Below are 12,589 nucleotides of genomic sequence, written 5' to 3' on the forward strand. Positions count from 1 at the left end.
AGCATAATTTGTAAGCGAATGTTTTTAAGCGGATTTTTGGGGTTTTACGTATGTTCCTGGCGCATTTTCCAAAATCGGGTAGCTTTTTGTGCCCAATTTTCGGGCGGGAATCACAGCCCCTGATTGTTTTTCCAGCCAATCTTTCCACCGTGGCCACCAGCTAATAGGGTCAAAATCCGCGCCCGCTTTCCAATCTTCAAAGTCCAAACTAAGCTCAGTGTTTATATAGTGGCCGTATTTTTTCTTGCTCGGCGGGTTTACAATCCCGGCAATGTGACCGGACTGACTAAGGATAAATGTCTTGTCGGTGCTGCCCATCTTCTGGACCCCGCGATAGCTGGAGGCAGCGGCGGCGATATGATCTGTCTCACAAGCAATCGCACAAAGCGGTACATCGACCTCGGATAGGTGCAGAACATGGCCCGAGACTTCAAACCCCTCACCACTGGCAAAACGGTCTTGCTGACATAGACCTCGCAGATATTCGACAGCCATTTTGCCCGGCAAATTGGTGCTATCGCCGTTCCAATAAAGTAGATCAAAGGCTGGCGGTGCCTCGCCCAGCATGTAGGATTTGATCGCGGGCGTATAAATCAGATCGTTCGAGCGCAGGTAGGAAAACGTACGCGACATAAAATAGCTGTCCAACACACCGTCTCGCTGGATTTGCGCCTCGATCCCATCAACAAAATCATTGTCCAAGAAAACACCAACTTCGCCGCGATCCGAAAAATCGGTCATAGTGGTAAAGAATGTGGCCGCGTTGACAGGTACCTCGCCAGCTTGCTTCATCTTAGACAAGGTCAGGCTAAGGGTGGTGCCGGCAATGCAATAGCCCACAGCGTTTACCTTTGGTTGATTGGTGATCTCTTTGACCACCTCGAACGCCCGTTCAAAACCATGCTCGATATAGTCAATCATACCCACATCGGCGTAGGAGGCATCTGGATTGACCCATGACACAACGAACAGAGTGAAGCCCTGGTCGACAACCCATTTGATTAGGGAATTCTTCTCCTTCAGATCAAGGATATAGAATTTGTTGATCCACGGCGGGAAGATGACCAGAGGGATCTCATGCACCTCTTTGGTCGTGGGTGCATATTGGATCAACTCGAACATATGGTTGCGAAACACCACCGCGCCTTCGGTCATGCCAATGTTGCGCCCAACTTCGAACGCGTCTTTGTCGGCCAATGTGACCAACAAATCGCCTGCGTTGGTTTCTACATCCGTCACAAGGTTCTCGAGGCCTTGAACCAGCGACGCCCCTTCGGTTTCTACCGCTTTTTCCAAGGCATCAGGGTTTGTCGCCAAAAAGTTCGTCGGCGCCATCATGTCAACGATTTGCTGGGCAAAGAAATCGACCCGCTTGCGGTCCTCACCTTCAAGCGCCTCAATCCCAGCCAAGCTTTCGCGCACGGTTTGCGCATTCAACAGGTATTGCTGTTTGATAAAGTTGAAATAAGGATGCGTGTCCCACAGCGGGTTGGCAAAACGGCGATCCTTGGGCCCTGTGTCCTGCGGCGCGGTGAGCTTGCCGCTGGTCAGAGCCGACTGTGCATCGACATAATGCTTGAGCGCCTTACCCCAGTACCCCACCTGCTGTTCGATCAACTTACCAGGATTCTGCATCATTTCGGTCATATAGGCCGCTGACGCCTTCATCATCAGGTCCTGCCCGGGCCCTTCAAGCGCCGTGTTGACAGGTTTTTTGTGAGTCAAAGCTGACACTAATCGTTGCGACAAAGCCTCAATTTTCTCAAGGTTTTGCGACATTTTTTCCGAATATTGCGTTGTATCTTTGGCCTTGTCCTGAGGTTTCTCAGATTCTTGAGTTGTCATATTAACCTCTTGGGCCTATTTTGCAGTTGCAGCATTTACGTGCCGGCCAATGATCCGTCAAAGCGACGAAATGGCTCAGGGCCCGTCAGGAGACCGCAACGATGAAGTACATGTTCTCATACGATCTGGCGGAGACTATACGAAACACGAACCAATGGATGGGCGCAACCGCCCTTGCCATGGGATCATACCCTGCCATGTCGGTTTTTCCAAATCCGGCGATGGATTGGCTGCGTGCATGGGGCGAAGTGACCGAACGGTCGTTTGCCCGCATGATCGTTAAACCGGACTGGAACCTGCCGTTTATCAGTCTTGAAGATGGCAAAGATCACGCCGTTGAAATTAAACCTGTGGTCGAACGTGCCTTTGGGGACCTGCTGCATTTCAACGTAGTCGGCCGCGAGACCAAGCCGCGCAAGGTTCTGCTGGTGGCCCCGATGTCTGGCCATTATGCGACCTTGCTGCGCAAAACTGTTTTATCGTTGCTGCCCGATTGTGAACTATACATCACGGATTGGCACAATGCGCGGGATATTCCTGTGTCCGAAGGCAAGTTTGATGTTGAGGATTACACCCTCTACCTTGTTGATTTTATGAAGGAATTGGGACCAGACGTTCATGTATTGGCTGTGTGCCAACCAGTTCCACTGGCCTTGGCGGCTACGGCCTATCTGGCCGAAGAAGACCCCAAAGCACAACCAGCAAGCCTGACCCTGATCGGTGGGCCCGTCGATCCCGAAGCCGCACCCACTGATGTCACAGATTTTGGTAATTCCATGACAATGGGCGTGCTGCACGAGACGATGATCCAGCGCGTTGGCTATAAATATGCGGGCGTGGGTCGCAAGGTCTATCCCGGCCTGCTGCAGCTGACGTCGTTTATCTCGATGAACATGAACACCCATGCAGAAGCCTTCAACGATCAAATCATGCGCGTCTCCAAGGGTGAAGGCCGTGAGCACGACAAGCATAATGCGTTCTACGACGAATATCTGGCCGTGATGGATATGACGGCAGAATTCTACCTGTCCACTGTCGAACGGATCTTCAAACGTCGTGAAATTGCGTTGAATACGTTCTCGGTGGCCGGACGTCCCGTGGATATTTCCAAGATCACGACAGTTGCGGTCAAAATTGTCGAAGGCGCCAATGACGATATCTCGGCACCGGGGCAATGTGTAGCGGCTTTGGATCTGTTGACTGGTCTGCCTGACAGCAAAAAGGCAGCTCATTTAGAACCCGGCGCGGGGCATTACGGTATTTTTGCAGGCAAAAGCTGGCGCAATAACATCCGCCCCTTGGTCCTAGACTTTATCGATGCCAATTCGGCCAAGCCAAAAGCAAATGCCAAAAAGCCCAAACCAGCCAACAAAAACTCTGCAGCTTAACGCGGTTTTTCCATCTGGTAGCGCAGATGGGCATCAATCATGGGCCATTCGCCAGCGATGATTGAATAAACGGCGGTGTCGCGCAGCGTGCCATTAGGCATGATCATGTGATTGCGCAACAGCCCGTCTTGTTTTGCGCCCAGCCGTTCAATCGCGCGCCGGCTTTGGCTGTTGATGAAATGGGTTCGAAATTCCACAGCATTGCAATGAAGGCCCTCGAATGCGTTCTTCAACAGCAACCATTTGCATTCCGTGTTCAAGGGGCCGCGTTGCACCGATTTGCGGTACCAGGTTGACCCTATTTCCACGCGTTTGTTCGCCGCATCGATATTCATATAGGTGGTCATGCCAACGGCTTTGCCGCTTGCGCGTTCGATGATGGCAAAAGGTAGCATGCGCCCGGCCTCGCGTTCGGCCAAACGGCGGGAAATCTCGGCGCCGATGCCCTCTGGTTCGGGCACACTGGTGTACCACAACTCATCTAACTCGCCGTCAGCTGCGGCGTCTTCGAGGTCAGATTTATGATCCATGTGCAACATTTGGACAGAAACATGCGTGCCAGTTGCGTTGAAATCGGGGGGCCAATAAGACATGGGAAAATCCTTTGTAATGCCGCTGAACGCTGCCCCTAAATCGCTAGGCGTTCAAGCCCGATCATCCTTGGGTGACCCCATAACAACAAATGTTGTGATCGCGTTGACCTGCGGCAGCGTCCCCAGAATTTCAGTATGAAACTCTTTGTAGGCCGCCAAGTCCGCGGCTTCGACGCGCAAAATATACTCACGCTGCCCGGTTACATTATGGCATTCGCGCACCTCTGGCGCACGACTGATGGATTTCTCAAACGCTTCTTGGCTGTTTTTCGAATGATCCGACAGACCCACCGTAATATACGCCACAAACCCGATGCCCATAGCCGCAGGATTGAGGATAGCGCGGTATCCACTCACCACGCCACGCCGTTCCAAATCCTGAACCCGTCGCAAGCAAGCCGAGGGCGAAAGGCCAACCTTGTCCGCCAGATCAATATTACTGATCCGCCCATCACGTGTTAGCTCGCGCAATATTTTCAGATTTATCGCATCTTCGCCCGTCATAAGTTGTGCTAATAGTGGAAATTAGAGCAACTTTGCAACCATCCAGCGCCAAAAATCGCACAAGGTTGCGTCATGAGTTACGATATCCTTCTTGCCCTTGCAGGCTTTGCCCTTGTCAGTTCCATCACACCCGGGCCGAACAATCTAATGCTGATGGCCTCTGGCGCGAACTTTGGGTTTGCCCGAACAATCCGGCACATGCTGGGCGTTGGTATCGGCTTTACCGTGATGATTGTGCTTGTCGGCGTGGGCCTGATCCAAGTGTTCGACCTCTACCCGATCAGCCACACAATTCTAAAGGTTGTCTCAGTGCTGTATCTGGGCTGGTTGGCCTATAAAATCGCCAACGCCGCCGCCCCGCAGGCTGTGGGGGATACAGGCAAACCCATCACATTTTGGCAGGCCGCTGCGTTCCAATGGGTCAACCCCAAAGCATGGACGATGGCCCTGACGGCAATCACGCTTTATGCGCCGGATCAGTCGTTCCGGGCAATCTTATTGGTTGCTTTGGTGTTTGGGATTATCAACCTGCCTTCAGTCAGTATCTGGACCGTAATGGGGCAGCAGTTGCGGCGGTTTTTAACCAATGATCGGCGCCTCAAAGCGTTCAATTACACTATGGCCGCATTGCTGATACTGTCGCTCTACCCGCTTTTAGGGATTTGATATCACTGAAGAACATAGGGTTGGGCCAGCCAATCCCGCAATGCCAACATGGTTTCTTCTGGGGCCTCTAGAGTGGGCAAGTGACCCGCTGATTCAATCACGCGCAATTGGGCGTGGGGGATAAACTCGGCCATAAATTCGTGGCGTTTCACTGGGCAGAGTTGATCATGGCGTCCACACATTACCAAGGTAGGTACTTTGATTTGGCGCAGGGTGCGTTGCTGATCTTTGCGTCGTTGCAGCGCCCTTGATTGGCGCACAAAAACATCTGGACCAAGGGTCAGCGCCATCTCCATGACAAGATCCATCACCGCCTCGCGATAGGGGCCATCGGCCAGATAGTTCGGCTTCATCTCTTCGCGCATCACTTCGGCCAATTGGCCCGTTTTGACCCGGACAATCTGTGGCTCGCGGGCTGCCGCCACTTGCGGGGTTTCAGACAGGCAATTGGTATCCATCAAGGCGATCCGCGTGATCCGGTCCGGTGCGCGGCGCAAAACCTCCATCGCAACGATGCCGCCCATACTCAGTCCAGCCAATGCAAATTTTTGCGGCGTCGAGGTTAGAATATTCGAGGCAATTTCCTCGATCCTGTCACCCACACAGACGGGGGCGACCATAACGGATCGCTCAGACGACAATTCTGCGATTTGCGGGCCAAAAAGCCGCGCGTCACACATCATCCCCGGTAAGAAAACGACAGGTTCAGTCATCTTAGCGAGCGGCCTTTGCGCCGTCACACAGCGAGGTCAGTTTGGCATAGGCAATTTCAGGATCAACCGCGCCAAAGCCCGCGAAAGTGCCAAAACCGCAGTCAGATCCGGCAACAACGCGATCTGGTCCTACGATATTGGTAAATTTCTGCACCCGTTCGGTAACCAGCGCGGGATGTTCCACAAAGTTGGTTGTTGTGTCGACCACGCCAGGGACCAAGATTTTGCTCTCGGGGATTTCAGCAGCCCGGTCGCGGAATACCGTCCATTCGTGGGCATGACGCGGGTTTGAGGTTTCAAACAACAGATAATCCGCTGCGGTGTTCATCAATGTGCCAAACACTTTGTCCATATCGATGTCACAGACATGCGGACCCTCATAGTTGCCCCAGCAGATATGGACCCGAACTTTTGACGGATCGATCCCGTCCAGCGCGTGGTTGAGCGCCTCCACATGGGTATTGGCAACCTTAAGAAACTCGTCATCACTAAGATCTTGGAACAGCATATGGCGCGACAGAGCAAGGTCTGGACAATCAAGCTGAAGGTGCAAACCACTTTCGACAATAGTGCGGTATTCCTCGCGCATCGCATCGGCCAAAGCCGCCAGATATTCCTCGCGCGTGGCGTAGAAATCGTTTTGCAAAAACAGCGAGATAACCCCAGGTGATGCGGCATTCATAAAGCCCTGACTGGCCCCATGTTCGTCCATGCCTGCCTTGAGGTTGGCGATGTCTTTTTCCAACTCGCCTTGCCCCTTGGATTTTACCGGACCGACACACATCGGACGCGCGTATTGCGGCGTTCCGCCATCATCGGCCAAGCGTTCAAGGAAGGTCGGGAATAGCTTGAGATCCCCCGGCGCATTGCGCGGGCTGTCGCCGTCAAAGCCCGTGTAGCGATCTTTGACATAGGTGGCGTAGCTGATTTTGCTGGTCTCACCGTCACTGACAATATCAACGCCTGCGGCCACTTGGCGGCGCACGGTTTCCGAACAAGCCTCAGTCATCGCCGCATCAAACGCGGCTTGATCATAGGCCTTGCCGTTTTCGCGGGCAAAAATGAAATCGACGACTTTTTGCGTGCGCGGAAGACTACCGACGTGCGTTGTTTTAACCATGATTTTGCTCCCTGTGTTGGCGCCACTTTGGCTAAAACAACACGCTTCTACAACAGCTTGTCAGCCCGTGTGGGCAATTATCTGCATCCAAACGGCAGTTTCATCAAACAAGGTATAACTGCGCCTCATCCCCCACGGGCCAAACTCGACATGGGTGTTGCCCATGACGTGCACAGGCGCACCGGTCGGCGTTCCAAACGCCCCCCATCCATCGTGATTTCCAGTGAGTGACCACCGTACCGCTGCACGCGGAGGCATCATCGGATCCTCGCGCCCGATCACGTGATGGGTCTTGAATTCGGCGGAAGGAAAAGCAGCGCGCAGGCGCATCCAAAACCGGTCCAGCGGATCGTGGCCGTGGCCTGTGATCCCACCGGGAAATTCATTATGCGACGCGCGGTCGAATTCCTTGGGGATCGAGGCAAAATCGGCGGCCATGATACCCTGCAGAACGCTTTCCAGCTTGCTGCCCCATTTATTATCATTGCCGCGCCCCAAATAGGGTCCATCGTAATCCAAGGCCGGCGTAAACGGCTTTTGCCCCGCTTCAACCTTGGCACGGCACCACTCCATCATATCAAAGCCCAGTTGTTTGATCAGCGCGCCGTTGTCCCGGATCAGCCATTCGTCCGAAATCATGTTGTCCTTGGCATAGCAATCAGCCAGCGCCCGGATTTGTACCTTACGCCCGGTGGCAGGGCCAAAATAGCCATCGCCCAAATGGGTTGCTGTAGATAGGATTCGGTGTGAGGACAACATGCCGTCCTCGGGCGTGCCCGACCAAATCACATCCTCGCCCAAAAGCGTGCGATCGGGAAATTCGTTCAGTGTTTCCATGGTGGCTTGGGTCATGCCCGCCTCGCCTTGGGATATTCCCCCTGGCACACGAATAACGCAATCGGGGTGGTAGTAGTCTTTCATTGACGGGCCAAGGCCGCGATCCTCCCAAATCTCTTTGGTGATCCCGAGGATGTAGTCAGGGAAGTCTTTGAATTTATTGCTAAAGCCTTGCATTTACGCCTCCTGTTCCAGGGCTCGGGTTGAGCCCCGGATGATCAATTCGCCATCAATTTCATGTTTGGGTGCGAGGTTTTCCTCACCCTCGATCAGGGCCAGCAACATATAAACCGTAGCTTGCACCATTCGCCCTGACGGCTGTCGCACTGTTGTCAAATCAAAGGCAGACCACGCCGCCATTGGCACATCATCATAGCCTACAATGGCCACGTCATCTGGGACCGATAGCCCCATTTCAAACCGCAAATGATCCAGCACTGCAAAGGCCATGTGATCATTGCCAACAAAAATCGCATCCACTGCGTAAGTTTGAACCAAGTCCTGTGCAGCCGCCGCAGCAACTTCGCGTTTGTACATGCCGTCAACTTGCGCGATCAACTGCGATCCGGCCTTGACCAGTCCATCAGCGAACCCCTCTGCGCGATCCTGACCGGTTTTGGATCCAGACCAGCCAGAAATATGCGCGATGCGTTGGTAACCGGCCTGAACCAGATACTTGGCCACCTTTTGCCCTCCGGCGAAATTGGCCGAGGTCACTTGCGGTAAACTGGGATCCGCATCTCCACGGTTGAACAAAACCACAGGGATGTTCAGGCCCCGGCAACGGTCGGTCAGCGCATCAGAAAGTCCGACGCTGGCTGCAATAATCCCGTCAACCTGATGGTCCAACAGGTCAGCCACAACCCGGTCGATATCAGAGGTTGTCCCATGAGCCATAAAGATTAGGATGTGGTACCCTTGGGCCTGTAATTCGTTCGAGAACCTCTCAAGCGCGTCGGGATAAAAGGCGTTGTCCAGATAGGCCACGACCAGCCCGATAATCTTGGAGCGACCCGTGATCAAAGACCGCGCCACAACATTGGGCCGGTAGCCTAGGTGGTCCGCTGCCTCGCGCACGGCATCAACAGTGCGCTGGCTGGCAGATGCGCCAGAAAACACCCGACTGACCGCCGATTGACTGACGCCCGCGCGGGCCGCCACATCCAAAGATGTGACCTTGCGATTCATCCCGCAGTCCAGCCGCCATCAACCAGCAGCGACGTGCCTGTGACCAGTGCCGAGGCATCAGAGGCCAGAAAAAGAACGGGGCCCATGATGTCCTCAACCTCGCCAATGCGGTCCAGTTTGATCTTGCCTTCGATCCATTTCACCTTTTCAGGGTCTGCAAATGTCGACGCCGTGAGCGGGGTTTTGATGAACGTGGGACAGACCGTATTGACCCGAATGTTGCGCGGACCCCATTCGATGGCCATTGCTTTGGTCATGCCTTCCACCCCATGTTTTGTGGCACAATATACTGACCGTTCCTGCCCGCCCACATGACCCATCTGGCTGCTGATCTGGATGATGCTTCCACCATTTTGCATGCCCTTGGCACATTCAACAGCCATGAAATACGCCGCTTTCAGGTTGATATCCGTGACCATGGTGAAATCATCCGGATCTGCGTCCATTGCCGTGGAATGACGGGCGAGACCGGCTGAATTGCACAAAATGTCAAAAGGGCCATGTTCGGCGATAACGGCTTTCATCTTGGGCAAATCAGTGACGTCCAAGGCGACGCCAATGGCGCTCATGCCTGCCTCGGTCATCTGTGTTGCAGCCTGGGCGACTTGATCGGCTGAGCGTGCGGCGATCACAACCTCTGCGCCAGCCTCTGCCAAAGCCACTGCGCATCCTAGACCAATTCCACGCGATCCGCCCGGCACAAAGGCGCGTTTTCCATCCAGTCGAAGGCTAGGTGTTTTGGGCAATGTCATGGGGTTTGAATTCCTTTGAAGGGTGGGAAATCGGCATAGCGTTCTTGCCGCTGTTGTAGCGTTTCACCGGGCTCCGCACCAGCCGCAAGCAACTTGCCTTTGGGGGCGATGTAACTGGAAATTGTCCGCGCCAGTGCAGGACGCCACGCAATATTAAAAGCACAGAGTTTCGGAAAAAACCACAGATCTGAATAGGGCAGATGATCGTGGATCCACCACGCCAAGTCACGCCAATCGCGCCCTTTTGCATAGCGCTCGGCAAACCACGGCACAACGATGCTGGCCCCTGCAACCGAAAACTTCGGATGATCCCAGATGTGGCATTCCAAAGGGTTATCATTGGCGGCACAGTTTAGCTTATTTGCATTGCCAAAACCGTTCAAGTCTGCAGACCGATAGCCCGAGCGCACCGCCAAGCGACCGAATGTGTCCTGCATCGGCTCTAGGAGAGTCTCACACAGCGGACGGCCCCGTTCTATGGCCAGATCGGGATTGTTGGGAATATTTTGGATCTGATGAAAATTACCAATCTCAGAATACAGAAAATCGCGCATAAAAAATGTCCGCGACAACTGCACACGCCCCAAGGTCTCGAGCGACCACATGGAGGCAGGCCTACGCAAGTTCCCGCATCCGATGCATCACATCCACGCCCAACTGCCGGTAGAGATCCAGAAGATCCACCAACACCCAGTTTTCACGGATCAAACCGTTCTCGATCCGCCAAAAATCAAGCGATCTGAGGGCAACTTTGGTCCCGGAGGGCGCGATCCCCATCCAGCCACTGCCAGTGATTGTCTGCATCATATTGGGCCAACCCGTGACGCCCACGTAATCGCCTTCGGCCATGAAGTGATGCTTGATCTCATCTTCATATTGACCGCGATCAGGCATTGCAGACAAAAAAGGAATTTGGTGGAATTTCCGAAACTGTTCAATGCCCCGCGCGGTGCCAATACCGGCGGGACCATACCAATTCATCTTGGAGTGCCAGTATTTTTCAAGGTTCATCACCTCTGGCCCGCCCTGACTGGGGTGGCGGGTCATATCCATCAACATATCAATGACGATGGTACGGCTGGCCTCTGTTCGTTCCGGATCGTGGGGGCCTATACCGTCATTTGTCGCAGGCCAAGGCACATTCCATTCCTGTCCCAACGACGGCCCCATGGGCCAAACGCCAGCTTGCTTGATCCAAGCAGGAATGTCCCAAATCCCCTGCATTTCGACAACTTTGCCGTCAACAATGCGGAAAAATTCGTGGTACCGCATATGCATGACGCGCCCCATTGGCGGGATATCCATCCAATGTAGTGTCGGCGTTCCAGTATAAATCCCGGCCATACCAACCCACGTGGCGCCGTCTTCATCCTGCCCGCAAATCTGTATCGAGACGCGGCGCTCTATATCCGGCACGGCTTCGATCAACGGGGCGTAAGCCTGCGCCCACAGGGCCTCACCCCCAACCATATCGCCCAAGGGATGACCCAAGCGAACAACAGCGTCCGGCTCAAATACAGCCGCCACATCCGCAGCGCTAGTGGGGCCTACGTCATATAATGCCCGGGAAAACGGTGCTGTGACGGACAGGGTCATGATTTCTTTTTTCTAAAAATACTCATCCGTCCCAACAACTTATTCTGCCGCATCACGGTAAGCGGCCCCTTCGCCATAGGGCACATTTATTCCGCCGTAGCGCCGCACACGCACGTTGCATTGTTCTGCGTGACCAACAAAGCCTTCAAGCATACATAGGCGTGACCCATATTCACCGATCAAAGTCGCAGCCTCGTCAGTGGTGACCTTTTGATAGCTATGGGTTTTCAAGAACTTACCGACCCAAAGACCACCAGTATACCGGCCAGCCTTTTTGGTGGGCAGGGTATGGTTTGTGCCGATCACCTTGTCCCCATTGGCCACATTGGTCCGCGCTCCCAAGAACAAAGCGCCGTAGCACGTCATGTTCTCCAGATACCAATCGTCACGGTCCGTCATCACCTGAACATGTTCCGACGCGATCTCATCTGCGACCGCTAGCATCTCGGCGTGATCTTCGCACAGGATCACTTCGCCGTAGTCTTCCCAAGACACTTTTGCAGTGTCCGCTGTGGGCAATATTTCCAAAATCCGGTCAATCTCGGCCAACGTGTCCTCGGCCAGCTTGCGCGAATGAGTGACCAAAACGCACGGACTGTTGTATCCATGTTCGGCTTGGCCCAGAAGGTCAGTCGCGCAGATTTCCCCGTCGACTGTCTCGTCAGCGATGACCATTGTTTCTGTTGGGCCGGCAAAAAGGTCAATGCCCACGCGCCCAAACAACTGGCGCTTGGCTTCGGCCACAAAGGCATTGCCCGGTCCTACGATCATGTGCACCGGATCCACGGTTTCGGTGCCAATCGCCATGGCACCCACGGCCTGAATACCGCCCATGACGTAAATCTCATGGGCCCCGCCCAGATGCATGGCCGCAATCACTGCCGCATTGGGTTTGCCATTAAACGGCGGCGTGCAGGCAATGATACGCGGCACCTTGGCAACGCTGGCCGTGGCCACAGACATATGAGCAGAAGCCACCATGGGGAATTTACCGCCCGGGACGTAACACCCCACGGATTGCACTGGGATATTCTTATGCCCCAGGATCACGCCAGGCATGGTTTCCACTTCGATATCCAACATCGAATCCCGTTGGGCTTGGGCGAAATTGCGAACTTGTTCCTGTGCGAATTTAATATCCGCAAGCTCACGATCCGTCAGCTGCCCAATCAGATCATCGATTTCGGCTTGCGACAGTTTGAAAGCGGCGGGCGAATAATTATCAAATTTCTCTGACAAGTCGCGGACAGCTGCATCACCGCGTGTCTCGATATCGGACAGAATGGCTTCGACAGAGGCACGTACCTTTGCATCATCTTCTGCCCGTTCAGCCGCTGGTTTCCCGCGCTTTAGAAATTCCGCCATCGTCGTCCCTCCGATAAAGTCT

13 protein-coding genes are annotated in these 12,589 nt (G+C 54.0%); 2 read left to right on the top strand and 11 right to left on the bottom strand.

All coding sequences use genetic code 11. From position 1 onward, the window contains the following. Positions 1–24: 24 nt before the first annotated feature. Positions 25–1,845 carry a PHA/PHB synthase family protein gene (locus ACIRQ6_RS11985; protein ID WP_420860829.1) on the bottom strand — a complete coding sequence of 607 codons (1,821 nt, stop codon included), beginning with the start codon at positions 1,843–1,845 and terminating at the stop codon, positions 25–27. Positions 1,846–1,946: 101 nt separating this feature from the next. On the opposite strand from ACIRQ6_RS11985, the gene phaZ reads away from it, so the two are divergent. Next, the gene (gene phaZ, locus ACIRQ6_RS11990; RefSeq protein WP_420860830.1) at positions 1,947–3,233 is read left to right on the top strand and encodes a polyhydroxyalkanoate depolymerase; all 1,287 of its coding nucleotides are present in this window, start codon (positions 1,947–1,949) and stop codon (positions 3,231–3,233) included. Here phaZ and ACIRQ6_RS11995 read toward each other — a convergent pair. Together ACIRQ6_RS11995 and ACIRQ6_RS12000 are read right to left on the bottom strand one after the other, a co-directional pair. Further along, positions 3,230–3,826, bottom strand: a complete 597-nt coding sequence (locus ACIRQ6_RS11995) for a GNAT family N-acetyltransferase (protein ID WP_420860831.1) — start codon at positions 3,824–3,826, stop codon at positions 3,230–3,232. The genes phaZ and ACIRQ6_RS11995 overlap by 4 nt on opposite strands. Positions 3,827–3,877: 51 nt before the next feature. Next, positions 3,878–4,330: an Lrp/AsnC family transcriptional regulator gene (locus ACIRQ6_RS12000; RefSeq protein WP_420860832.1), complete on the bottom strand. Its 453-nt coding sequence runs from the start codon at positions 4,328–4,330 to the stop codon at positions 3,878–3,880. Between the two features lie 72 nt (positions 4,331–4,402). On the opposite strand from ACIRQ6_RS12000, the gene ACIRQ6_RS12005 reads away from it, so the two are divergent. Beyond that, entirely contained in the window at positions 4,403–4,996 is a 594-nt protein-coding gene (locus ACIRQ6_RS12005; protein WP_420860833.1) for a LysE family translocator, read from the top strand. Positions 4,997–4,998: 2 nt separating this feature from the next. Here the strand turns inward: ACIRQ6_RS12005 and ACIRQ6_RS12010 are convergent, their stop codons facing one another. Genes ACIRQ6_RS12010 through hisD form a run of 8 tightly spaced genes read right to left on the bottom strand, consistent with a single transcriptional unit; the run spans position 4,999 to position 12,567 of the window. Further along, complete coding sequence (locus ACIRQ6_RS12010; RefSeq protein WP_420860834.1) at positions 4,999–5,709, bottom strand: alpha/beta fold hydrolase; 711 nt, start codon at positions 5,707–5,709, stop codon at positions 4,999–5,001. Position 5,710: 1 nt separating this feature from the next. Further along, positions 5,711–6,829: a cobalamin-independent methionine synthase II family protein gene (locus tag ACIRQ6_RS12015; protein WP_420860836.1), complete on the bottom strand. Its 1,119-nt coding sequence runs from the start codon at positions 6,827–6,829 to the stop codon at positions 5,711–5,713. A gap of 60 nt (positions 6,830–6,889) precedes the next feature. After that, positions 6,890–7,843 (bottom strand): ester cyclase, encoded by a 954-nt coding sequence (locus ACIRQ6_RS12020; RefSeq protein WP_420860837.1) that lies wholly within the window; start codon positions 7,841–7,843, stop codon positions 6,890–6,892. Further along, the gene (locus ACIRQ6_RS12025) at positions 7,844–8,854 is read right to left on the bottom strand and encodes a LacI family DNA-binding transcriptional regulator (protein WP_420860838.1); all 1,011 of its coding nucleotides are present in this window, start codon (positions 8,852–8,854) and stop codon (positions 7,844–7,846) included. It abuts the gene before it with no gap. After that, positions 8,851–9,606: an SDR family NAD(P)-dependent oxidoreductase gene (locus ACIRQ6_RS12030; RefSeq protein WP_420860839.1), complete on the bottom strand. Its 756-nt coding sequence runs from the start codon at positions 9,604–9,606 to the stop codon at positions 8,851–8,853. The genes ACIRQ6_RS12025 and ACIRQ6_RS12030 overlap by 4 nt, the downstream gene beginning before the upstream one ends. Then, positions 9,603–10,211: a hypothetical protein gene (locus ACIRQ6_RS12035; RefSeq protein WP_420860840.1), complete on the bottom strand. Its 609-nt coding sequence runs from the start codon at positions 10,209–10,211 to the stop codon at positions 9,603–9,605. The genes ACIRQ6_RS12030 and ACIRQ6_RS12035 overlap by 4 nt, the downstream gene beginning before the upstream one ends. Positions 10,212–10,221: 10 nt before the next feature. Continuing rightward, positions 10,222–11,202 carry an ester cyclase gene (locus tag ACIRQ6_RS12040; RefSeq protein WP_420860841.1) on the bottom strand — a complete coding sequence of 327 codons (981 nt, stop codon included), beginning with the start codon at positions 11,200–11,202 and terminating at the stop codon, positions 10,222–10,224. Between the two features lie 39 nt (positions 11,203–11,241). After that, the gene (gene hisD, locus ACIRQ6_RS12045) at positions 11,242–12,567 is read right to left on the bottom strand and encodes a histidinol dehydrogenase (RefSeq protein ID WP_420863905.1); all 1,326 of its coding nucleotides are present in this window, start codon (positions 12,565–12,567) and stop codon (positions 11,242–11,244) included. Between the last annotated feature and the right edge of the window lie 22 nt (positions 12,568–12,589).

It is taken from the genome of Algirhabdus cladophorae, assembly GCF_044772865.1.
Lineage (GTDB): Bacteria > Pseudomonadota > Alphaproteobacteria > Rhodobacterales > Rhodobacteraceae > Algirhabdus > Algirhabdus cladophorae.

What these genes read in the sequence shown, in the direction of transcription:
- ACIRQ6_RS12000 (WP_420860832.1), bottom strand. Translation starts at nt 4,330, where the DNA reads ATGACGGGCGAAGATGCGATAAATCTGAAAATATTGCGCGAGCTAACA.
- hisD (WP_420863905.1), bottom strand. Translation starts at nt 12,567, where the DNA reads ATGGCGGAATTTCTAAAGCGCGGGAAACCAGCGGCTGAACGGGCAGAA.
- ACIRQ6_RS12010 (WP_420860834.1), bottom strand. Translation starts at nt 5,709, where the DNA reads ATGACTGAACCTGTCGTTTTCTTACCGGGGATGATGTGTGACGCGCGG.
- ACIRQ6_RS12030 (WP_420860839.1), bottom strand. Translation starts at nt 9,606, where the DNA reads ATGACATTGCCCAAAACACCTAGCCTTCGACTGGATGGAAAACGCGCC.
- ACIRQ6_RS12005 (WP_420860833.1), top strand. Translation starts at nt 4,403, where the DNA reads ATGAGTTACGATATCCTTCTTGCCCTTGCAGGCTTTGCCCTTGTCAGT.
- ACIRQ6_RS12040 (WP_420860841.1), bottom strand. Translation starts at nt 11,202, where the DNA reads ATGACCCTGTCCGTCACAGCACCGTTTTCCCGGGCATTATATGACGTA.
- phaZ (WP_420860830.1), top strand. Translation starts at nt 1,947, where the DNA reads ATGAAGTACATGTTCTCATACGATCTGGCGGAGACTATACGAAACACG.
- ACIRQ6_RS12015 (WP_420860836.1), bottom strand. Translation starts at nt 6,829, where the DNA reads ATGGTTAAAACAACGCACGTCGGTAGTCTTCCGCGCACGCAAAAAGTC.
- ACIRQ6_RS11995 (WP_420860831.1), bottom strand. Translation starts at nt 3,826, where the DNA reads ATGTCTTATTGGCCCCCCGATTTCAACGCAACTGGCACGCATGTTTCT.
- ACIRQ6_RS12025 (WP_420860838.1), bottom strand. Translation starts at nt 8,854, where the DNA reads ATGAATCGCAAGGTCACATCTTTGGATGTGGCGGCCCGCGCGGGCGTC.
- ACIRQ6_RS12035 (WP_420860840.1), bottom strand. Translation starts at nt 10,211, where the DNA reads ATGTGGTCGCTCGAGACCTTGGGGCGTGTGCAGTTGTCGCGGACATTT.
- ACIRQ6_RS12020 (WP_420860837.1), bottom strand. Translation starts at nt 7,843, where the DNA reads ATGCAAGGCTTTAGCAATAAATTCAAAGACTTCCCTGACTACATCCTC.
- ACIRQ6_RS11985 (WP_420860829.1), bottom strand. Translation starts at nt 1,845, where the DNA reads ATGACAACTCAAGAATCTGAGAAACCTCAGGACAAGGCCAAAGATACA.